This window comes from Bacteroides fragilis NCTC 9343, from assembly GCF_000025985.1.
Taxonomy (GTDB): domain Bacteria; phylum Bacteroidota; class Bacteroidia; order Bacteroidales; family Bacteroidaceae; genus Bacteroides; species Bacteroides fragilis.
The window spans coordinates 3839887-3862126 of record NC_003228.3 but is presented as its reverse complement, the minus strand read 5'-3'; the positions used below and the strand labels follow the sequence as shown (position 1 = coordinate 3862126).

Below are 22240 nucleotides of genomic sequence, written 5' to 3'. Positions count from 1 at the left end.
TCTTATTTTATGATAAGGAAGTATCTATGCACGGTTTATCAGTTCGCGCATGATGGTGGTCATCTTCGGTTGGGCAGCATCGGCTGCTTTCTGAACTTCTTCGTGTGATACTTCTACAATCTTTCCTTCTACCCCAAGATCTGTTACGACGGAAATGCCGAAAACTTTGATGCCGCAGTGGTTGGCTACAATCACTTCGGGGACAGTAGACATTCCTACCGCATCAGCTCCTAAGATATGGAACAGTTTGTATTCTGCAGGTGTTTCGAATGTGGGTCCCTGTGTACCGATGTATATTCCGTGCTGTACTTTAATACCTTTTTCTGCTGCAATGGCATCTGCCTTGCGGATCAGTTCCTTATCGTATGCCTCACTCATATCCGGGAAACGGGGGCCGTACGGGATGTTTTTACCACGTAACGGATGTTCGGGGAAATAGTTGATATGATCAGTGATAATCATCAGATCACCGATTTCGAATTCAGGATTGGTGCCGCCACTGGCATTGGACACAAACAATGTTTTGATACCCAGTTCACGCATCACGCGTACCGGGAAAGTCACTTCTTTCATAGAGTAACCTTCGTAGTAATGGAAGCGTCCTTGCATTGCCATAATCTCTTTATTACCCAATTTACCGAAAATAAGCTTACCGCTGTGCCCTTCTACGGTAGACACAGGAAAGTTGGGGATATCTTCGTACTTTATTTCATACTTTTCGGTAATTTCGTTTGCCAGACTGCCAAGTCCGGTTCCCAGAATGATTGCTGTTTCAGGACTTGTGTGCATCTTTCCTTTCAGGAAGGCTGCCGTTTCTTGTATTTTCTCTAACATAGCCAATAATGTGTTGGTTAAAATTATCTTGTTGATTTTGTAATATTTCTACTTCAATGGGTAGGGCATAAATAAATGGTTTCAGCCCTTCATCCAGCTCCTGATGACATATCAGGCGTGTCGCGTCTTTTTCGGTTGTGACAATCAGGCGTTGCCCTTTTCTTAATTTACCGAATCTCTCTTTTATTTGCGCCAAGTCTCGCTGGCTGAAATTATGATGATCACTAAAAGCGAGTAAGTCGATGTTCCGTGTATGTATTTCCAATTCACGGATGATCGTATCGGGAGATGCAATACCGGTAATTAGCAGTATCTGTTCCTCTGTTTGTAAAGAGGATAATTTTCTCTCTTGTACAGTGGCACAATCGGGAAAGACTGCCCGCAGGTTTCCGTATCGGAAAGACGAGAAATATAACTGCTGGTAGGGGAACAGATTCAACCTTTTCGTAATAATATTGTAGTCAATAGGTTTGATATCCGGCGGACATTTGGTTACGATGACTATCTGTGCCCGATTTTTGCCTTGTGCAGGCTCCCGTAAGCGTCCTGCAGGCATCAAGGTGTCATCGCAGAACAGACGGTGATAATCTGTCAGAAGAATATTTAGTCCTGCTTTCACGTATCGATGTTGAAACGCATCGTCCAATAAGATAACTTCGACTGGAGGCTCTTTAAGTGTGAGTAACCTTTCGATGCCATGGCAGCGGTCTTCGTCAACTGCTACCCGGATATCGGAGAATTTCGATTGTATTTGATAAGGCTCGTCGCCAATACTGCGGGCGTCACTTTCTGCTGTTGATAGTATGAATCCTTTGGTATGGCGCTTGTATCCCCGGCTTAATACAGCCACTTGGAATTCATCATGAAGCAACTTTATCAGATACTCTGTGTGCGGCGTTTTACCCGTACCGCCCACTGCGATGTTCCCGATACAAATAATAGGAACATTAAAACTCTTTGACTGAAGTTTCCCCCAGTCAAAGAGTTTATTTCGTAATGCTACTCCTGCTCCATATAACCATGAAGCCGGATATAGCCATTTATGTATCTTGATAGAGTTTTCTTCCATGCAGTTTGCTATTTCACATTCAGTTCAAACGGAACGCGTGCTTGAATCATGGCGCGTTCTTTTATATTTTTCAGCAGGCTGAAATCTTTATAATAATCTCCCAGTTGACTTTTCAGCACTTGGGATTCTACATAATTACCGGGTTGGACATCAAGCAACGTAGACAGAATATCCTTTTTGGCAGGATAGGATATAATGGTGTATCCTTTTAAATCGGCTTTTTGTGCAGCTATTTCCAGTGCCTTACCTATTCCACCCAATTCGTCTACCAATCCGATTTTTTTAGCCATCTCTCCGGTCCATACACGTCCTTCAGCTATTTTCTCAATTTTATCTTTAGACATATGGCGTCCCTCGGCACAACGACTTACAAATAAATCATATCCTTGGCCGATCATCATCTGTAGCAAAGCTCTTTCATCGCTGTTTACCGGGCGCATCAGATTGCCGAAGTCTGAGAATTGGTTGGTTTTTACTACGTCATATGTCAATCCGATTTTTTCGGTTAGTCCTTTAACGTTCGGAATCATGCCGAAGATTCCAATAGAACCCGTCAGAGTGGTTGGCTCGGCTATGATACTGTCGGCAGCACAAGAGATATAATATCCACCGGACGCGGCATAGTCGCCCATCGAGACGATGACCGGTTTCTTAGCCTTCAGCTCTTTTACGGCATGCCAGATCTGTTCGGACGCAAAAGCACTTCCTCCCGGAGAGTTTACGCGTAATACAACAGCTTTTACATCGTCATCTTCTTTCAGTTTACGCAGGTCACGAATCATTTTGCTACCTATAATACCTTCATCAGACGCTGCTGATCCGGCATAATCGGTTATCTCACCGGAAGCATAATAAACAGCCAGAATATTCCCGCTCTTGTCTTTAGGAACATTCTTTTTAATGTTAACCATCTCTTCGAGTCCTAAGATGGGCAGGCGATCGTCCTCGTCGATTTTTACAAGTGTTTTCAAATAGTCGCGTACGTCATTTTGATAAATCAGCGTGTCGGCCAGTCCGCATTTTACGCTTTCGTCTGACGGATAGAACATCAGCATGCGGTCAGCATACATATTCAGTGAATCTTTTCCTATTTTACGTGAAGCGGAAACACCATCCAATATTTGATTCCAGATAGAACCGATGAAAGCTGTAACCTGCTCCCGGTTGGCTGGAGACATCTCTGTGGCGGTGAAAGGCTCCACTGCCGACTTGTAAGTACCTACCTTGAATACCTGCATCTCAATTCCCAGTTTCTGTAATAGATCTTTATAGAAAATAGGTGCTGAAGCGAGTCCGCGCCATTCGATCATGCCTTTGGGGTTGAGCATCACCTTGTCGGCAACACTCGAAAGATAATAAAGTCCTTGCGTATAATTGTCGCTATATGCTACGACAAATTTGCCACTCTCCTTAAAGTCATCCAATGCTTTACGTATCGCCTGTAGCGAAGCGTACGAAGCATCCAGCCATGAGGCTTGTATATAAATGCCCTTGATGTTATCATCTTCTTTAGCTTTCTTGATTGAAGCCAGTATATCGTCCAGTCCGTATGTATCGGCTGTTTCACCGGTAAATTTACCCAGTAAACCTTCTAAACTCTCCTGAGTGCGCTCAACCAGTGTACCTTTCAAGTCGAGCATCATCACAGAATTCTTCTTTACCACAGTTTCTGTATCCGATGACGAAATGATTCCGACAAGCGTTACGACTCCGATAATGAATAAAACAATGCCCGATAACACGATGCCGGTCACTGTAGCAAGCGTAAATTTAAAGAAATCTTTCATTGTACATATTGTTTTTATGCCAGCTCTTTTAAAGCTAACAAAGATAAATAATTGAGTTGAAATTCATCCCATAAGTCGCATAGTTTTTTGTTTTGTCACGGTTGCGACATATAAAATGTGAATATTTGAGTATAACCGGGGAGTAAAGGAGAAGTTATTGTATGGAAATAAACAATAAAAAGAGGAAACAGCCTCAGGTGGGGTATTTCCTCTTTCTATTTCTGAAGAAACTAATATTTATTTCTTAAGAAACGATTCTTTCATTCTGGCAATGTCAGTCAGATAATCCTGTAGGTCTTGTTCATGCTCTTCTTCTTCAGCTAAAATATGCTTTGCGATGTCGCATGTAGTATAGTCTTTACCGTTTGTAAAGTTAGCAATCTCCTGATAACGGAGAATAGCGCAACGTTCGGAAGAGACGTTCTGATTTAACAGGCTGACAGAATCAAATGCTGTTGGAGAATCGTATTTACAACGAGCCAGTTCAAACCATTTTTTCGGATCGAGTACCGGAACTCCTTCCAATTCTATGATTCGGTCAGCAATCAATTGTGCGTGATGACGCTCCTCTTCAGCATGTTCTTCGAATTCCCCTTGTACATCAGCGCGCATAGCACCTTCCACTACCAATGCACCTACCCAATATTGATAGTATGCCAACCATTCTTCAGATAATGCAGCATTCAGCTGATCAATCAAACTTTTTACATCGAGCTTTCCTTGCAGGATTTTTACACTTTCTTTAGCCATAATTCTTTTGGTTTAGGTTATAAAAATTAAGTTGGTTATGTAACATGGGGTAGGGGATTTTGTTTTCTGAAAGGGTGATTTTAACAGGAAGACATTTGCTTTAGGAGCCGGTTTCGGGAGCGGGTGGGGTACTGTGCTCCGGCTGTTTCCTTTTAGTTTCAAACCAAGGCCCTTTACCTTTTAAATCAACGCCCTCTTGGTTTCAAACCAACATGTCTTTGGCTTGAAAGGTAGCCTTCTTCCGTTTCCGCCCCGAACTTCGCTGATGAAAATATTGTGCAACTTGGCTTCCCGGACCGCAAATGCGTTCTCCCGGATTGCCCCCATACTTGCTTTAATCGCAACTATCCCTTTCGGACCGGCACTTATCCCTTTTCCCAGAAAATACTCCCTCGTTTCTCTATCATCTTCATCTTCAACCCTTTTCCTCCTCTTGTTTCCTCTCTTCCTATTACTTGATTTAACACACTGTTAAATCAAGTCTTTTGTTTTCAAAGAACAAGTCTTTTAGAAGCAAAAGCTTTGTTCTTTCCATCCCTGAAATAAAAGTCTTTCTCACCGCATTAACAATGTTAACGCAGGATTCCGTTCCATTCTTGTTTGATTTGCGTTTGATTCCTGTGTGATCCCTGCTCAATTTTCATTCAATTCCCGTTCAGCCCTCGTTTGATTTCCGTTCAGCCCTCGTTTGATTTCCCGTCCAACTCCCGTCAATTCCCTACCTGTTTTTCAGTTTATCTCTCTCCCAATCCCAATTCCTTCCGCGATATTCTTCCTCGAAACATCCCTTTTCCTTCCGCAAACACTTCTCCTTCTCCCTTTCTCGGCAAATCCCCTTTTCCCTCTCCCCGATAAATTTCCCCTATATAATATAATAATGTGTCCCTTTTCCTCTCTTCCTTCCCTTCCCCCATCATCCTGTATTAAAATCCTCCTCTCCCTCAGTTCTTTACGTTTTTATTCAAAATATTTTCAAAAAAATCCCCTTTTATATTTGTCTCTTATCTCCTAATGCCTTACTTTTGCATCCGCTTTCCAAGAGACGGACAGCATTTAATTTTGACATGTTGCAACGGCGTAGGACCTGCCTTACAGAATAACAAAAATAATTTCCTTTTTATTTGGATCATTATTATAAAAGTCGTTATCTTTGCAGTCCGATTCGCAGAGCGAGGGCCTTTGGCTGTCTTTTCTTTCCCTTTCGCACAGAGAGGCTTGGAAATAAAAGACGGGCATTGAGAAAAAAAACTTCCCAAAACATTTGGCAGTTTAAAATAAACCCCTTACCTTTGCACCCGCTTTTGAAACGAAGCAGAATTTAAAAAGAAGAGTTCTTTGAAACATTGATAAACAATACAAGTAGTACAAGTCAAATTTAGAACCGTCAATACTTATTATATAGGTATGTAAAAATGACCGTCAATAAATTTTCGACATCCTGAACAGAGCTAATATCATCCCTTATGGGATATATAACAATACTTTTACAATGAAGAGTTTGATCCTGGCTCAGGATGAACGCTAGCTACAGGCTTAACACATGCAAGTCGAGGGGCATCAGGAAGAAAGCTTGCTTTCTTTGCTGGCGACCGGCGCACGGGTGAGTAACACGTATCCAACCTGCCCTTTACTCGGGGATAGCCTTTCGAAAGAAAGATTAATACCCGATAGCATAATGATTCCGCATGGTTTCATTATTAAAGGATTCCGGTAAAGGATGGGGATGCGTTCCATTAGGTTGTTGGTGAGGTAACGGCTCACCAAGCCTTCGATGGATAGGGGTTCTGAGAGGAAGGTCCCCCACATTGGAACTGAGACACGGTCCAAACTCCTACGGGAGGCAGCAGTGAGGAATATTGGTCAATGGGCGCTAGCCTGAACCAGCCAAGTAGCGTGAAGGATGAAGGCTCTATGGGTCGTAAACTTCTTTTATATAAGAATAAAGTGCAGTATGTATACTGTTTTGTATGTATTATATGAATAAGGATCGGCTAACTCCGTGCCAGCAGCCGCGGTAATACGGAGGATCCGAGCGTTATCCGGATTTATTGGGTTTAAAGGGAGCGTAGGTGGACTGGTAAGTCAGTTGTGAAAGTTTGCGGCTCAACCGTAAAATTGCAGTTGATACTGTCAGTCTTGAGTACAGTAGAGGTGGGCGGAATTCGTGGTGTAGCGGTGAAATGCTTAGATATCACGAAGAACTCCGATTGCGAAGGCAGCTCACTGGACTGCAACTGACACTGATGCTCGAAAGTGTGGGTATCAAACAGGATTAGATACCCTGGTAGTCCACACAGTAAACGATGAATACTCGCTGTTTGCGATATACAGTAAGCGGCCAAGCGAAAGCATTAAGTATTCCACCTGGGGAGTACGCCGGCAACGGTGAAACTCAAAGGAATTGACGGGGGCCCGCACAAGCGGAGGAACATGTGGTTTAATTCGATGATACGCGAGGAACCTTACCCGGGCTTAAATTGCAGTGGAATGATGTGGAAACATGTCAGTGAGCAATCACCGCTGTGAAGGTGCTGCATGGTTGTCGTCAGCTCGTGCCGTGAGGTGTCGGCTTAAGTGCCATAACGAGCGCAACCCTTATCTTTAGTTACTAACAGGTTATGCTGAGGACTCTAGAGAGACTGCCGTCGTAAGATGTGAGGAAGGTGGGGATGACGTCAAATCAGCACGGCCCTTACGTCCGGGGCTACACACGTGTTACAATGGGGGGTACAGAAGGCAGCTAGCGGGTGACCGTATGCTAATCCCAAAATCCTCTCTCAGTTCGGATCGAAGTCTGCAACCCGACTTCGTGAAGCTGGATTCGCTAGTAATCGCGCATCAGCCACGGCGCGGTGAATACGTTCCCGGGCCTTGTACACACCGCCCGTCAAGCCATGGGAGCCGGGGGTACCTGAAGTACGTAACCGCAAGGATCGTCCTAGGGTAAAACTGGTGACTGGGGCTAAGTCGTAACAAGGTAGCCGTACCGGAAGGTGCGGCTGGAACACCTCCTTTCTGGAGCGATGTTGAAAACGACGTTCATTGGTTCTAAATTGTACTACTGGTACTTGTTTATTTATAGAATATAGATCAACCATCTATAGCAATATAGATAGAGATAAACAAGAGAAAAACAGAAGCCGAGTCTAAAACAGGACACGGTTGAACTAGTCCTATAGCTCAGTTGGTTAGAGCGCTACACTGATAATGTAGAGGTCGGCAGTTCAACTCTGCCTGGGACTACCAACAGATAGATATTTTATCTTGTATGATTGGGGGATTAGCTCAGCTGGCTAGAGCATCTGCCTTGCACGCAGAGGGTCAACGGTTCGAATCCGTTATTCTCCACTCCGATACCGCGACCTAACAGGCTTGCGTGTAATCAAACGATCTTTGACATGATGTACAGAAAAAAGTAAATTTAGTAAGAGCTAAAAGTATATATCGAACCATTTGGTTCAGATCCTTTTTAAGAAAAGGAGATGAATCTGGCGATAAAAGAAAGTAAATAAGGGCGCATGGCGGATGCCTTGGCTCTCGGAGGCGATGAAGGACGTGATAAGCTGCGATAAGCTTCGGGTAGGTGCAAATGACCTTTGATCCGAAGATTTCCGAATGGGACAACCCGGCATTCTGAAGGAATGTCATCCAACTTGGTTGGAGGCTAACGCAGGGAACTGAAACATCTTAGTACCTGCAGGAAAAGAAAATAAATAATGATTCCCCTAGTAGTGGCGAGCGAACGGGGATTAGCCCAAACCACCCATGTTACGGCATGTGTGGGGTTGTAGGACCACGCTCTCGCAAGACAGTTATTGAGAAGAAACGACTGGAAAGTCGTGCCATAGACGGTGATAGCCCGGTATTCTAAGGTAACCGAAGCGTAGTGGTATCCTGAGTAGCGCGGAGCACGAGGAATTCTGCGTGAACCAGCCGGGACCATCCGGTAAGGCTAAATACTCCCGAGAGACCGATAGCGAACCAGTACTGTGAAGGAAAGGTGAAAAGCACTTCGAATAGAAGAGTGAAATAGTCCCTGAAACCATGCGCCTACAAGCGGTCGGAGCAGCTTAAGCTGTGACGGCGTGCCTTTTGCATAATGAACCTACGAGTTACTTTTTCCGGCAAGGTTAAGCATCTTGAGATGTGGATCCGAAGCGAAAGCGAGTCTGAACAGGGCGGATAGTCGGAAGGAGTAGACGCGAAACCAAGTGATCTACCCTTGGGCAGGTTGAAGGTTAGGTAACACTAACTGGAGGACCGAACCGATAAGCGTTGAAAAGCTTCCGGATGACCTGAGGGTGGGGGTGAAAGGCTAATCAAACTTGGAGATAGCTCGTACTCCCCGAAATGCATTTAGGTGCAGCCTTGAGAGTTACTAATGTGAGGTAGAGCGACTGATAAGATGCGAGGGCTTCACCGCCTATCAAGTCTTGATAAACTCCGAATGCGCATTAGTTCTATCTCAGGAGTGAGGGCATGGGTGCTAAGGTCCATGTCCTAAAGGAGAAGAATCCAGACCATCAGCTAAGGTCCCCAAATAAACACTAAGTTGAACTAACGAAGTCAGATTGCTAAGACAGCTAGGATGTTGGCTTGGAAGCAGCCATTCATTTAAAGAGTGCGTAACAGCTCACTAGTCGAGGAGTTTGGCGTGGATAATAATCGGGCATAAGTGTTTTACCGAAGCTATGGGATCCTAATGGATCGGTAGGGGAGCATTCCACTCAGCGTTGAAGGCGAAGCGTGAGCTTTACTGGAGCGTGTGGAAAAGCAAATGTAGGTATAAGTAACGATAAAGGGGGTGAGAAACCCCCTCGCCGCAAGACTAAGGTTTCCTGATCAACGCTAATCGGATCAGGGTTAGTCGGGTCCTAAGGCTCAGCCGAACGGTGAGGCCGATGGCAGAACAGGTTAATATTCCTGTACTACCTATAAGAGTGATGTGGAGACGGAGGAGTGACAACGCCGCGGACTGACGGAATAGTCCGTTAAAGGGTGTAGATGTTGATTATCCCAGGCAAATCCGGGATAAGAGTCGAACCTGATAGTATACCAATTTCCTCGGAAAACGGTAATAGTGCGTGTAAACATACTCCCAAGAAAATCCGCTAAACTTAATCTTATAGGTACCCGTACCGTAAACGGACACACGTAGTCGGGTTGAATATACTCAGGCGCTTGAGTGAATCACGGTTAAGGAACTAGGCAAATTGACCCTGTAACTTCGGGATAAAGGGTCCCTACCCGGTGACGGGAGGGCGCAGAGAATAGGTCCAGGCAACTGTTTAACAAAAACACAGGGCTGTGCAAAATTGAAAGATCACGTATACAGCCTGACACCTGCCCGGTGCTGGAAGGTTAAGAGGAGATGTCATCGCAAGAGAAGCATTGAATTGAAGCCCCAGTAAACGGCGGCCGTAACTATAACGGTCCTAAGGTAGCGAAATTCCTTGTCGGGTAAGTTCCGACCTGCACGAATGGTGTAATGATCTGGACACTGTCTCAACCGTGAGCTCAGTGAAATTGTAGTATCGGTGAAGATGCCGATTACCCGCGATGGGACGAAAAGACCCCGTGAACCTTTACTATAGCTTAACATTGAATTTGGGTAATTGATGTGTAGGATAGGCCGGAGACTTTGAAGCAGGCACGCCAGTGTTTGTGGAGTCGCTGTTGAAATACGGCCCTTTGGTTATTTGAGTTCTAACTCGCTGGTGCGAGGACACTGTTTGGTGGGTAGTTTGACTGGGGTGGTCGCCTCCAAAAGCGTAACGGAGGCTTCTAAAGGTGCCCTCACGCCGATTGGTAACCGGCGGTAGAGTGTAATGGCATAAGGGCGCTTGACTGGGAGACTTACAAGTCGATCAGGTAGGAAACTAGAGCATAGTGATCCGGTGTTTCCGTATGGAAGGGACATCGCTCAAAGGATAAAAGGTACTCCGGGGATAACAGGCTGATCCCTCCCAAGAGCTCATATCGACGGAGGGGTTTGGCACCTCGATGTCGGCTCGTCACATCCTGGGGCTGGAGAAGGTCCCAAGGGTTGGGCTGTTCGCCCATTAAAGTGGCACGCGAGCTGGGTTCAGAACGTCGTGAGACAGTTCGGTCTCTATCTATCGTGGGCGTATGAAATTTGCGTGGCTCTGACACTAGTACGAGAGGACCGTGTTGGACTGACCTCTGGTTTACCGGTTGTGCCGCCAGGTGCATTGCCGGGTATCTAAGTCGGGATTGGATAAGTGCTGAAAGCATCTAAGTACGAAGCCAGCCACAAGATTAGATTTCTTTTTAGGGTCGTTGTAGACTACAACGTTGATAGGACGCAGGTGTACAGGTGGTAACATCACAGCCGAGCGTTACTAATTGCCCGATGACTTTCTTTTATCCGCCTTCAATGGTTTATATATCCGTTTAGCTTCACTATTTATATAATAGACCGCTGAATTTACTTTTGTACATTATGTCTACCTTATTCAGGTGACTATAGCATCAGGGTTCCACCTCTTCCCATTCCGAACAGAGAAGTTAAGCCTGATCACGCCGATGGTACTGCGTAACAGTGGGAGAGTAGGTAGTCGCCGTTTTTTTCAGATGGTTCATCCCCTTCGGTCGAAAGACCGGAGGGGATGACTTGTTTTTGGTAGATTACTTATTTTTATTTATATTTGCAATCGAGTATTTATAAACGTTTAAAGCAAATATTTTAAGTATGAAGACAAAATTCTTTTTAGCTGCTGCAATGGTGGCATTTTCTTTTGCAATGGTTTCATGTGGTGGCAACAAAACAGCTAATTCAGATGCTGCAGCAGACTCGACTTCAGTAGCTGTAGAAGCAGCGGAATCTGCTGCTACTTGCTGTAAAAGTGATTCTGTTGCTTGTGATTCTACAAAAGCTTGTTGCAAAGATAAAGCTGCGTGCGATCAGAAAACAGAGTGCCCTCAGAAAGAAGATTGTGCAAAAAAAGCTTGCGATAAGAAATAATCAGCAAGTAGCGACCGTATAATTAAATGGGAATAAGGTATCTGACAGTACTTTATTCCCATTTTTTGTAGGTGAATCTATAGACTTTGGTTGTGATATATTTGTTATTATAATGGTGTTATTCTTATGAAATGATATTTTTATCAATAAAAAAGTAACGTATTATTTGGAGGCTAAGAAATAATCTCTACCTTTGCATCGTCAAACATTAAAAGAGACAATTAACATGAATCAATCATTTATACATATTCTACTGTGTGGTATTATTATTCTGCTGGCAAAGGTCGGGGGAAGTGAGTGTCGCGCGTAAATGTGTATAATGAAAATATACGAAAGCCTTTCTCACTTCCTTGTGTGAAAGGCTTTTTTGATGGTGTATAATCAGATTAAAATAAAAGAATATGAGCGACAGATTATTTATTTTCGATACCACCCTTCGTGATGGTGAACAAGTACCGGGATGCCAATTGAATACAGTGGAAAAAATTCAGGTGGCAAAGGCTTTGGAAGTTTTGGGGGTAGATGTGATTGAAGCAGGTTTTCCTATTTCCAGTCCGGGTGACTTTAATTCTGTGATTGAAATTTCAAAGGCTGTGACGTGGCCTACAATTTGTGCGCTGACACGTGCGGTGCAAAAAGATATAGATGTAGCTGTGGATGCTTTGAAATTTGCTAAGCATAAGCGTATTCATACGGGAATCGGAACTTCAGATTCGCATATCAAATATAAGTTTAACTCAACTCGAGAGGAAATCATAGAACGTGCTGTAGCAGCGGTGAAATATGCCCGTCGATTTGTAGATGATGTGGAATTCTACGCGGAGGATGCCGGACGTACGGATAATGAATATCTGGCCCGTGTGATCGAGGCAGTTATTAAAGCAGGAGCTACTGTAGTGAATATTCCGGATACGACGGGATATTGTCTGCCTTCAGAGTATGGAGCGAAAATTAAATATTTGGTAGATCATGTAGCAGGTATCGAGAATGCGATTATTTCTACCCATTGTCATAATGACTTGGGAATGGCTACTGCCAACACGATGGCCGGTATATTGAACGGTGCCCGTCAGGTAGAAGTTACCATCAACGGTATCGGTGAACGTGCCGGAAATACAGCCCTTGAAGAGATAGCAATGATTATTAAGAGCCATCACGAGATTGATATTGAGACGAATATCAATACTCAGAAGATTTATCCTACCAGCCGCATGGTATCGAGTCTGATGAATATGCCGGTACAGGCTAATAAGGCCATTGTGGGACGCAATGCATTTGCACATTCTTCGGGTATCCATCAGGATGGAGTACTTAAGAATGTGCAGACTTATGAAATAATTGATCCGCATGATGTAGGTATTGATGATAATTCTATTGTGTTGACTGCCCGTAGCGGACGTGCTGCCTTGAAAAATCGCCTTTCCATTCTGGGGGTGACACTGGATCAGGAAAAACTGGATAAAGTATATGAAGAATTCCTGAAACTTGCCGACCGCAAGAAAGATATTCATGATGATGATATTCTGGTATTGGCGGGTGCAGACAGAAGTGGTAACCATCGCATCAAATTGGAATATCTTCAGGTGACCAGCGGAGTAGGAGTCCGTTCTGTTGCCAGCCTCGGATTGAATATTGCCGGAGAGAAATTTGAAGCGGCTGCCAGTGGTAATGGTCCGGTAGATGCCGCCATCAAGGCTCTGAAGCGTATTATTGACCGTCATATGACTCTGAAGGAATTTACAATTCAGGCCATTAGTAAAGGAAGTGACGATGTGGGCAAGGTACACATGCAGGTTGAATATGATAATCAGATGTACTATGGATTTGGTGCGAATACGGATATTATCGCTGCATCGGTAGAAGCTTATATCGACTGTATTAACAAGTTTACTAAATGATGTGACTCCAAACGTAATTTGTAAATCATAAAATAATAAATAAAAAGATGAATACATTATTTGATAAAATATGGGATGCACACGTAGTGACTACAGTGGAAGATGGCCCTACACAGCTCTATATCGACAGATTATATTGTCATGAAGTAACCAGTCCTCAAGCTTTTGCCGGATTGCGTGCACGCGGGATTAAGGTGTTTCGTCCGGAGAAAGTATATTGTATGCCAGACCATAATACGCCGACTCACGATCAGGATAAACCAATTGAAGATCCTGTTTCAAAGACTCAGGTGGATACACTGACTAAGAATGCAGCTGATTTTGGTTTGACTCATTATGGAATGATGGACAAGCGGAATGGTATTATCCATGTGGTTGGTCCGGAGCGAGGACTTACTTTACCTGGGATGACCATTGTTTGCGGCGATTCACATACTTCCACTCACGGCGCGATGGGAGCGGTTGCTTTTGGTATCGGTACAAGTGAGGTCGAAATGGTACTTGCTTCTCAGTGTATTTTGCAGTCACGTCCCAAGACCATGCGCATCACGGTGGATGGTAAGTTGGGCAAGGGAGTAACAGCCAAAGACATCGCTCTCTATATGATGTCGAAAATGACAACGAGTGGTGCGACCGGATATTTTGTAGAATATGCGGGTGAAGCGATCCGTAGCCTTACGATGGAAGGTCGGTTGACGCTCTGTAACCTTTCTATTGAGATGGGGGCCCGTGGAGGTATGATTGCACCGGATGAAGTGACTTTCGAATATATCAAAGGCCGTGAGAATGCACCTCAGGGAGAAGAATGGGATCAGGCAGTGCAGTATTGGAAAACTCTGAAGAGTGAAGATGATGCGGTTTTTGATAAAGAAGTTCATTTTGATGCTGCGGATATTGAGCCGATGATTACTTATGGAACTAATCCGGGTATGGGTATGGGCATTACGCAGCATATTCCTACAACGGATGGAATGAATGAAACAACCAAAGCTTCATTCCTGAAATCTTTGGATTATATGGGATTTCAGCCGGGGGAAGCATTGTTGGGGAAGAAGATTGATTATGTGTTTCTGGGTGCTTGTACGAATGGGCGTATCGAAGATTTCCGTGCATTTGCTTCTATTGTGAAAGGACATCAGAAAGCTGAACATGTGATAGCATGGCTGGTGCCGGGCTCTTGGATGGTTGATGCCCAGATCCGCGAAGAAGGATTGGATAAGATTCTGGAGGATGCCGGTTTTGCTATTCGTCAACCGGGATGTTCGGCTTGCTTGGCTATGAATGATGATAAGATTCCTGCCGGAAAGTATTCGGTTTCTACCAGTAACCGTAACTTTGAAGGACGTCAGGGACCCGGAGCGCGTACACTATTAGCTAGTCCGCTTGTGGCAGCTGCCGCTGCGATAACGGGAGTGATAGCTGACCCGAGGGAACTGATGTAATGGTCAATGTAGCGATCGTAGATTTACCGGCCAAGGAGTTTGTGAATAAAGATCGTTTGCATAATAAGTCGAAGTTATTTAAATCGCAAATGTTTAAATTGTAAATAAAAAGATGAAAGCAAAATTCAATATACTCACAAGTACTTGTGTACCTCTCCCATTGGAGAATGTAGATACGGACCAGATTATACCTGCACGTTTTTTGAAAGCTACAACGAAGGAAGGCTTTGGAGAAAACTTATTTCGGGACTGGCGTTATGATAAACAGGGGAATAAAATTGACTCGTTCGTATTGAATGATCCCACATATGGGGGACAAATTCTCGTAGCCGGAAAAAATTTTGGTTCAGGATCCAGTCGTGAACATGCTGCCTGGGCTATCGCTGATTACGGTTTTCGTGTCGTAGTAAGTAGCTTCTTTGCGGATATTCATAAAAACAACGAATTGAATAATTTCGTTCTTCCGGTTGTGGTAACTGAAGAATTTTTAGCCGAACTGTTCGATTCTATCTTTAAAAATCCTAAGATGGAAGTGGAAGTGAACTTGCCGGAACAGACTATCACGAATAAAGCCACCGGAAAAAGTGAGCATTTTGAAATCAATGCCTACAAGAAGCACTGTCTGATGAACGGACTTGACGATATAGACTTCTTGTTGACTAATAAAGATAAAATAGAACAATGGGAAAAGGCGTCAAAATAGAAATCATGGACACAACCCTCCGCGATGGTGAACAGACCAGCGGAGTATCGTTTGTGCCCCATGAAAAACTAATGATTGCCCGACTTCTGCTGGAGGAGTTGAAAGTAGATCGTGTGGAGGTGGCTTCGGCACGTGTGTCCGACGGAGAATTTGATGCGGTAAAGATGATATGTGACTGGGCCGCCCGCAGAAATCTGCTACAAAAAGTAGAGGTACTGGGATTTGTCGACGGACATACTTCACTGGATTGGATTCATGCTACGGGATGTCGTGTTATTAATTTGCTGTGTAAAGGTTCGCTGAAACATTGTACTTGTCAGTTAAAGAAAACACCGGAAAAGCATATCGAAGACATTCTTGCCGTAGTAGATTATGCTAACGAACTCGATATTGAAGTCAACGTGTATTTGGAAGACTGGAGTAACGGTATGAAGGATTCTCCCGAATATGTATTCCGGATTGTGGACGCATTGAAAGAGACTACCATTAAACGATTCATGCTACCCGATACATTAGGAATACTGAATCCGCTTCAAGTGATTGAGTTTATGCGGAAGATGAAGAAACGTTATCCTGATACCCATTTTGACTTCCATGCACACAATGATTACGATCTGGCTGTAAGTAATGTACTTGCTGCCGTGCTAAGTGGTGTCAAAGGACTGCATACGACGATCAATGGTTTGGGCGAACGAGCTGGTAATGCACCTTTAGCAAGCGTACAAGCTATTTTGAAGGATCATTTCAACGCTATTACCAATATAGACGAGAGTCGGCTGAATGATGTAAGTCGCGTGGTCGAATCGTATTCGGGTATTGTGATACCAGCCAACAAGCCGATTGTCGGTGAGAATGTTTTTACGCAAGTGGCCGGAGTACATGCCGACGGAGATAATAAAAGTAATCTCTATTGCAATGATTTGCTTCCCGAGCGGTTCGGACGTGTGCGCGAATACGCTTTGGGGAAAACTTCCGGTAAGGCCAATATCCGTAAGAATCTTGAAAGCCTGGGACTCGAGTTGGACGAAGAGTCCATGAAAAAAGTTACGGAGCGGATCATTGAATTGGGTGATAAGAAAGAGTTGGTTACTCAGGAGGATTTACCTTATATCATCTCTGACGTGCTGAAGCATGATGGCATGAGTAATAAAGTGAAGTTGAAAAGCTACTTTGTCACTTTAGCACACGGATTGAAACCGATGGCAACGCTGAGTATCGAAATCGACGGTCAGGTTTACGAAGAAAGTTCTTCCGGCGATGGACAGTATGATGCTTTTGTACGTGCTCTGCGTAAGATTTATAAAGTGACTTTGGGACGTAAGTTCCCTATGCTGATCAACTATGCTGTAAGTATCCCTCCCGGAGGGCGAACAGATGCTTTTGTGCAAACCGTTATCACCTGGAGTTTTGGTGAAAAGGTGTTCCGTACCCGTGGGTTGGATGCTGACCAGACAGAGGCTGCTATTAAAGCTACCATAAAAATGCTGAATATAATAGAAGAATATTAATTATTGAATAATATGGATTTTAAAATTGCTGTATTAGCCGGTGACGGTATCGGACCGGAAATCTCTGTACAAGGTGTGGAGGTAATGAGTGCCGTCTGTGAGAAGTTTGGACATAAAGTAAACTATGAATATGCCATTTGCGGTGCGGATGCCATTGATAAAGTAGGCGATCCTTTTCCGGAAGAAACTTACCGGGTTTGTAAGAATGCCGATGCAGTTCTTTTTTCGGCCGTAGGTGATCCTAAGTTTGACAATGACCCGACTGCCAAGGTGCGTCCGGAGCAGGGGCTACTGGCTATGCGTAAAAAACTCGGCTTATTTGCCAATATCCGTCCTGTCCAAACATTTAAGTGTTTGGTGCACAAGTCTCCTCTTCGTGCAGAGTTAGTAGAAGGAGCCGATTTTCTGTGTATTCGCGAATTGACCGGAGGTATGTATTTTGGTGAAAAATATCAGGATAATGACAAAGCATACGACACGAATATGTATACACGTCCTGAGATAGAACGTATCTTGAAAGTCGGTTTCGAATATGCTATGAAGCGTCGTAAGCACTTGACTGTTGTAGATAAAGCTAATGTGCTTGCTTCCAGTCGTCTATGGAGGCAGATTGCACAAGAAATGGCGCCGCAGTATCCGGAGGTGACCACTGATTATATGTTTGTGGATAATGCTGCAATGAAGATGATTCAGGAGCCTAAATTTTTTGATGTGATGGTGACGGAGAATACCTTTGGTGATATTCTTACCGATGAAGGGTCTGTCATCAGTGGCTCTATGGGGTTGCTTCCGTCTGCTTCTACAGGTGAGAGTACTCCGGTGTTCGAGCCGATTCACGGTTCGTGGCCGCAAGCAAAAGGCTTGAATATCGCTAATCCGCTGGCGCAAATTCTTTCGGTGGCCATGCTGTTCGAATACTTCGATTGTAAAGCTGAAGGTGCATTGATCCGCAAAGCAGTTGATGCTTCTTTGGATGCTAATGTACGTACACCCGAGATTCAAGTGGAAGGTGGTGAAAAATTTGGTACGAAAGAAGTAGGGGCATGGATTGTTGATTACATCCGGAAAGCATGATTTAGTTTTCAGATTTATAAAACAGATAACAATGCCGGAGAAAATCTTATCTTTCTCCGGCATTCTTTTTATATTCTAATTCTGTATGAATGTTATAATCCGGTTCCTTTTTTTCTTTTTGTGCTATAAAAACATAAATTAGATTTGGATTGTTGTTTCAATAATCCTATTTTATTTCATATTTTTTGTACTTTTGCGGGATATTTACAATGAGGCAATGAATAAAACGATCAATTATCAACTGACTATCGTTGTTCCTGTATACAACGAAGAAGACAATATCTACTCTTTGGAACAGAAATTGGGAGAGTTTTTACCCAAATCTATTTGTACGGCCTGTGTGTTGTTTGTGAATGACGGTTCGCGTGACAACAGTAAGCAGCGTATTATGGAGGTATGCGCACGTAACAAGGATTTCTTTTATATGGATTTAGCAAAAAATTCTGGATTAAGTGCTGCTATGAAAGCAGGTATCGACTATACAGAGTCGGTATATGTAGGGTATATGGATGCCGACCTTCAGACTACTCCCGAAGATTTCAATCTGTTGCTGAAAGATATTGCTGATTATCAGCTGGTGATGGGAATCCGTGCCAATCGTAAAGATTCTTTTTTCAAGAATCTGCAATCGAAGATTGCCAATGGTTTCAGAAGAATGATGACCAATGACGGTGTGCAGGATACCGGTTGTCCTCTGAAGGTTTTGCATACAGCCTATGCCAAACGTATTCCGTTCTTTACGGGTATGCATCGTTTTCTTCCGGCATTGATCTTGTTGCAAGATGCTAAAATCAAGCAAATCCCGGTTCGCCATTTTCCTCGTGTAGCAGGTACATCCAAATATCATTTGTGGAACCGGTTGGTTTCTCCTTTTCTTGATTGCTTTGCCTATCGTTGGATGAAAAAGAGATATATTAACTATCGTATCGGTGACAATAACTTAATAGCGTAAATTTGTGAAGGGGAGCGGCTTTATCTATGTAATCGGTTTTTTAGCGCAGGCTTTTTTCTCAGCTCGCATCATATTTCAATGGATATTATCGGAAAAGGCAAAGAAGGTAGTGTCTCCTTCCATATTCTGGATATTGAGTATTGCCGGATCTTACTTGTTGTGTATTTATGGATGGTTGCGTGATGATTTTTCTATTATCTTCGGACAGTTTATTTCCTATTATATCTATTTGTGGAATCTGAACGAGAAAGGTATTTGGAATAAGCTTCACGGAGCACTGAAAACCTTGTTAGTGATTACACCGGTAATTGCGGCAGCTTTTATGTTGCATGATGCGCAACATTTTATCGATAGTTTTTTCCGCAATGAAGAGGTACCTCTTTGGCTATTGATTTTCGGTTCAATGGGGCAAATTATTTTCACTCTCCGCTTTGTATATCAATGGGCTTATTCATTCCATCATAAAGAGTCTTTACTGCCTGCCGGCTTCTGGATTATCAGCCTGGTCGGTTCATCGGTTATTGTGGCATACGGTGTATTCCGTCTTGATCCTGTGTTGATTTTGGGTCAATCCGTCGGATTCGTTGCCTATTTTCGCAATCTGATGATTGGACGTAAAAGCTCCAAGCAATCAGTTGCCTATGAAAAGTAAATTTCTTCCGTTTTTATTATTGCTGGCTGTACTGCCGGTGTTGATTTTCCGTGACTACACTCCCTCCAACGAGTTACGTTACTTGAGTATTGTTGACGAAGCACTGCGTAATGGTGATATTTTTACGTTCACTAATCATGGTATTCAGTATGCTGACAAGCCTCCTTTGTATTTCTGGATTCTGATGTTGGGCAAGTGGCTGTTAGGCAATCATGCCATGTGGTTTGCTTCACTCTTCTCTTTTATTCCGGCTTTAGTGATCATGTTGGTAATGGACCGGTGGGTGGAACGTGAAGTCTCTGTAGCTAACCGTTTATCGGCTCAATTAATGTTGATGAGTTGTGGACTCTTTTTAGGGTTAGCTGTTGTATTGCGCATGGATATGTTGATGTGTATGTTTATTGTGCTTGCTCTTCGTACTTTTTATCAGATGCTGAAAGGGCAAGGCAGTAAGAACTGGAATCAGTTTCTGTTTCCTTTTTATATTTTTATGGCAGTTTTCTCCAAAGGGCCTGTGGGGATACTGGTACCATTGGTGTCTACTTTCATTTTTTTGCTGATTACCGGACGTGTGAAGACCTTTGGACGTTATTGGGGATGGAAAACGTTCGCTGTATTATTGCTCGGATGTTTCATTTGGTTCGGTGGTGTTTGTTGGGAAGAGGGGGGATTAACTTATCTGCATGATTTGTTATTCCGTCAAACAGTGGGGCGTGCTGTCAATGCGTTCGATCATAGTGCTCCGTTTTATTATTATTTTATTTCTGTTTGGTATTCGTTAGCTCCGTGGGCTCTGTTTCTGGTCGGTATAATTATTGCCGGGGCTTGTCGCCGACTGATTCGTTCTGATATGGAGCGTTTCTTTATGGTCATAATTCTCACTACGTTACTGATGTTATCTTGTTTCAGTGGTAAACTGGCTGTCTATTTGGCACCGACTTTTCCATTCTTTGTTTATTTGGCTGTACTTTTGTTATCTCATTTCCGCTGGAATCAATGGTTGGCGTTGACGTTGCTTCTTCCTGCCGTCGTATTCGTGGCAGGGCTGCCGGCTCTTATTGTGCTGGGACGAATGCCGGGTACTGAATTCCTGGGACAGAAGCTTTTTTATGTAGCCGGTGGAATATTGACTGTCAGTGGTGGTACGGCCCTGTATTTTCTTTATCGGAAGAAATCGTTGAACAAGACTATTAATGTGCTTGCCCTCGGATTGTTTTGTGCTGTCTTTGTGGGAGGTTGGGATGTACCGGCTATTAATGGTGAGTTGGGTTATTCCGAGTTATGCCGGAAAGCAGTGGAACTTTCTAAGGAGAAAAACGTATCCGGTTATTGTGTCCTGAATGTACGTCGTTCTGAAAATATGGATGTGTATCTGCATGAAAGAGTGAAAGAAGTGACAGAAGAAGAAGTCTTGGATAATAAATATCAGAATACCATTTTGATGATTTCGAACAAAAAAATACGTTCGAACAAGAAACTGGAAGAGTTTGTTAATGGTAAAGAACATTACGTTATAGGTCGTTTTTCTGTAATGGTACTCTAAACTAAATTGAATCATGAAAGCATTAGTAACAGGAGCCGCAGGTTTTATTGGCTCTTATACGGTAAAAGCATTGGTAGCACAAGGTTGTGAAGTTGTGGGGTTGGATAACATCAACTCTTATTATGATGTACAGTTGAAATATGATCGTTTAGCTGATACCGGCATAACTAAAGAATCGATCGAGAAAGACATATTGTTGCCGAGTGCTAAATATCCTTCCTATCGCTTTATCAAGATGGATTTGACAGATCGTGAAGGATTGACCAACTTGTTTAAAGACGAACATTTTGATATTGTGGTGAATTTGGCTGCTCAGGCCGGTGTTCGCTATTCGATTGAAAATCCTTATGCATATATTGAATCGAATATTGTAGGTTTCTTAAATCTGTTGGAATGTTGTCGGCATTATCCGGTAAATCATTTGGTTTATGCAAGTTCAAGCAGCATTTATGGACTGAATGATAAAGTGCCTTATGCTGAAACAGATAAGGCAGACTCTCCGGTGAGTTTGTATGCAGCAACAAAAAAGTCGAATGAACTGATGGCGCATGCTTATAGCAAACTTTATAGTATACCTACTACCGGTGTGCGTTTCTTTACAGTATATGGTCCTTGGGGGCGTCCGGATATGGCTCCTTGTCTGTTTATGAAGGCAATATTAAATGGCGACCCCATTAAAGTATTCAATAACGGGCAAATGCGTCGTGATTTTACATATATCGATGATATCATTGCAGGTCTGATGAAGATCATTGCTCATCCTTCTGCCGATCCCATTCCTTTCTATATTTATAATATTGGTAATTCTGCACCGGTAGAGCTGATGGATTTCATTTCTGTTATTGAAAAAACAGCAGGTAAGACAGCCATTAAACAGATGATGGGTATGCAACCGGGAGATGTGGTATGTACTTATGCCGATACGGGCCGATTGGAAAAGGACTTTGGCTATAAACCCTCTACTTCTATAGAAGAAGGGATTCAAAAATTCTATGACTGGTATGTAGGCTATTTCAATAAATAATCCTATACCAGCTCTTTAA

Annotated in this window: 14 protein-coding genes, 2 tRNA genes and 3 rRNA genes; 15 read left to right on the top strand and 4 right to left on the bottom strand. The window is 43.3% G+C overall.

Going from position 1 to position 22240, the window contains the following annotated elements:
• Nucleotides 1-24: 24 nt before the first annotated feature.
• The 4 genes from BF9343_RS15780 to BF9343_RS15765 all read right to left on the bottom strand — a co-directional run bounded on the left by BF9343_RS15780 (nt 25) and on the right by BF9343_RS15765 (nt 4440).
• Nucleotides 25-834, bottom strand: coding sequence for a purine-nucleoside phosphorylase (locus BF9343_RS15780; RefSeq protein WP_005789915.1), 810 nt, complete (start codon nt 832-834; stop codon nt 25-27).
• Nucleotides 773-1903 (bottom strand): tetraacyldisaccharide 4'-kinase, encoded by a 1131-nt coding sequence (gene lpxK / locus BF9343_RS15775; protein ID WP_010993336.1) that lies wholly within the window; start codon nt 1901-1903, stop codon nt 773-775. The genes BF9343_RS15780 and lpxK overlap by 62 nt, the downstream gene beginning before the upstream one ends.
• Before the next feature lie 8 nt (nt 1904-1911).
• Nucleotides 1912-3690: a signal peptide peptidase SppA gene (sppA, locus tag BF9343_RS15770; protein ID WP_010993335.1), complete on the bottom strand. Its 1779-nt coding sequence runs from the start codon at nt 3688-3690 to the stop codon at nt 1912-1914.
• Nucleotides 3691-3927: 237 nt separating this feature from the next.
• Complete coding sequence (locus BF9343_RS15765) at nt 3928-4440, bottom strand: ferritin-like domain-containing protein (RefSeq protein ID WP_005782541.1); 513 nt, start codon at nt 4438-4440, stop codon at nt 3928-3930.
• A gap of 1486 nt (nt 4441-5926) precedes the next feature.
• Here BF9343_RS15765 and BF9343_RS15750 point away from each other — a divergent pair.
• The 15 genes from BF9343_RS15750 to BF9343_RS15680 all read left to right on the top strand — a co-directional run bounded on the left by BF9343_RS15750 (nt 5927) and on the right by BF9343_RS15680 (nt 22221).
• Nucleotides 5927-7455, top strand: a 16S ribosomal RNA gene (locus tag BF9343_RS15750).
• A 154-nt stretch (nt 7456-7609) separates the two neighbouring features.
• Nucleotides 7610-7686 (top strand) — tRNA-Ile (locus BF9343_RS15745).
• 28 nt (nt 7687-7714) lie between these two features.
• Nucleotides 7715-7788 (top strand) — tRNA-Ala (locus BF9343_RS15740).
• A gap of 150 nt (nt 7789-7938) precedes the next feature.
• Nucleotides 7939-10826 (top strand): 23S ribosomal RNA (locus BF9343_RS15735).
• Between the two features lie 90 nt (nt 10827-10916).
• Nucleotides 10917-11027 (top strand): 5S ribosomal RNA (gene rrf, locus BF9343_RS15730).
• The 16S, 23S and 5S rRNA genes sit together here with 2 tRNA genes alongside, the layout of an rRNA operon.
• Before the next feature lie 125 nt (nt 11028-11152).
• The gene (locus BF9343_RS15725; RefSeq protein WP_005802694.1) at nt 11153-11425 is read left to right on the top strand and encodes a hypothetical protein; all 273 of its coding nucleotides are present in this window, start codon (nt 11153-11155) and stop codon (nt 11423-11425) included.
• A gap of 401 nt (nt 11426-11826) precedes the next feature.
• On the top strand, nt 11827-13323 hold the full coding sequence (locus BF9343_RS15720; RefSeq protein ID WP_005789851.1) for a 2-isopropylmalate synthase: 1497 nt from the start codon (nt 11827-11829) through the stop codon (nt 13321-13323).
• Between the two features lie 47 nt (nt 13324-13370).
• A complete protein-coding gene (leuC, locus tag BF9343_RS15715) occupies nt 13371-14765 on the top strand; it encodes a 3-isopropylmalate dehydratase large subunit (protein ID WP_005799043.1) in 1395 nt (464 codons plus the stop codon).
• A 112-nt stretch (nt 14766-14877) separates the two neighbouring features.
• On the top strand, nt 14878-15468 hold the full coding sequence (gene leuD / locus BF9343_RS15710; protein ID WP_005789845.1) for a 3-isopropylmalate dehydratase small subunit: 591 nt from the start codon (nt 14878-14880) through the stop codon (nt 15466-15468).
• On the top strand, nt 15447-16976 hold the full coding sequence (locus tag BF9343_RS15705) for an alpha-isopropylmalate synthase regulatory domain-containing protein (protein WP_005789843.1): 1530 nt from the start codon (nt 15447-15449) through the stop codon (nt 16974-16976). Before leuD ends, BF9343_RS15705 begins: the two co-directional genes overlap by 22 nt.
• Nucleotides 16977-16988: 12 nt before the next feature.
• Nucleotides 16989-18050 carry a 3-isopropylmalate dehydrogenase gene (gene leuB, locus BF9343_RS15700; RefSeq protein WP_005789841.1) on the top strand — a complete coding sequence of 354 codons (1062 nt, stop codon included), beginning with the start codon at nt 16989-16991 and terminating at the stop codon, nt 18048-18050.
• A gap of 217 nt (nt 18051-18267) precedes the next feature.
• On the top strand, nt 18268-19002 hold the full coding sequence (locus tag BF9343_RS15695) for a glycosyltransferase (protein ID WP_005789838.1): 735 nt from the start codon (nt 18268-18270) through the stop codon (nt 19000-19002).
• Between the two features lie 4 nt (nt 19003-19006).
• The gene (locus tag BF9343_RS15690; protein WP_005802698.1) at nt 19007-19654 is read left to right on the top strand and encodes a lipid-A-disaccharide synthase N-terminal domain-containing protein; all 648 of its coding nucleotides are present in this window, start codon (nt 19007-19009) and stop codon (nt 19652-19654) included.
• The gene (locus tag BF9343_RS15685; RefSeq protein WP_005789833.1) at nt 19644-21197 is read left to right on the top strand and encodes an ArnT family glycosyltransferase; all 1554 of its coding nucleotides are present in this window, start codon (nt 19644-19646) and stop codon (nt 21195-21197) included. The genes BF9343_RS15690 and BF9343_RS15685 overlap by 11 nt, the downstream gene beginning before the upstream one ends.
• 13 nt (nt 21198-21210) lie before the next feature.
• The gene (locus tag BF9343_RS15680; protein WP_005799038.1) at nt 21211-22221 is read left to right on the top strand and encodes an NAD-dependent epimerase/dehydratase family protein; all 1011 of its coding nucleotides are present in this window, start codon (nt 21211-21213) and stop codon (nt 22219-22221) included.
• Nucleotides 22222-22240: the final 19 nt, after the last annotated feature.

Excerpts from the sequence above, each read along its gene's own strand:
- BF9343_RS15780 (WP_005789915.1), bottom strand. The coding sequence starts at position 834 with ATGTTAGAGAAAATACAAGAAACGGCAGCCTTCCTGAAAGGAAAGATG.
- lpxK (WP_010993336.1), bottom strand. The coding sequence starts at position 1,903 with ATGGAAGAAAACTCTATCAAGATACATAAATGGCTATATCCGGCTTCA.
- sppA (WP_010993335.1), bottom strand. The coding sequence starts at position 3,690 with ATGAAAGATTTCTTTAAATTTACGCTTGCTACAGTGACCGGCATCGTG.
- BF9343_RS15765 (WP_005782541.1), bottom strand. The coding sequence starts at position 4,440 with ATGGCTAAAGAAAGTGTAAAAATCCTGCAAGGAAAGCTCGATGTAAAA.
- BF9343_RS15725 (WP_005802694.1), top strand. The coding sequence starts at position 11,153 with ATGAAGACAAAATTCTTTTTAGCTGCTGCAATGGTGGCATTTTCTTTT.
- BF9343_RS15720 (WP_005789851.1), top strand. The coding sequence starts at position 11,827 with ATGAGCGACAGATTATTTATTTTCGATACCACCCTTCGTGATGGTGAA.
- leuC (WP_005799043.1), top strand. The coding sequence starts at position 13,371 with ATGAATACATTATTTGATAAAATATGGGATGCACACGTAGTGACTACA.
- leuD (WP_005789845.1), top strand. The coding sequence starts at position 14,878 with ATGAAAGCAAAATTCAATATACTCACAAGTACTTGTGTACCTCTCCCA.
- BF9343_RS15705 (WP_005789843.1), top strand. The coding sequence starts at position 15,447 with ATGGGAAAAGGCGTCAAAATAGAAATCATGGACACAACCCTCCGCGAT.
- leuB (WP_005789841.1), top strand. The coding sequence starts at position 16,989 with ATGGATTTTAAAATTGCTGTATTAGCCGGTGACGGTATCGGACCGGAA.
- BF9343_RS15695 (WP_005789838.1), top strand. The coding sequence starts at position 18,268 with ATGAATAAAACGATCAATTATCAACTGACTATCGTTGTTCCTGTATAC.
- BF9343_RS15685 (WP_005789833.1), top strand. The coding sequence starts at position 19,644 with ATGAAAAGTAAATTTCTTCCGTTTTTATTATTGCTGGCTGTACTGCCG.
- BF9343_RS15680 (WP_005799038.1), top strand. The coding sequence starts at position 21,211 with ATGAAAGCATTAGTAACAGGAGCCGCAGGTTTTATTGGCTCTTATACG.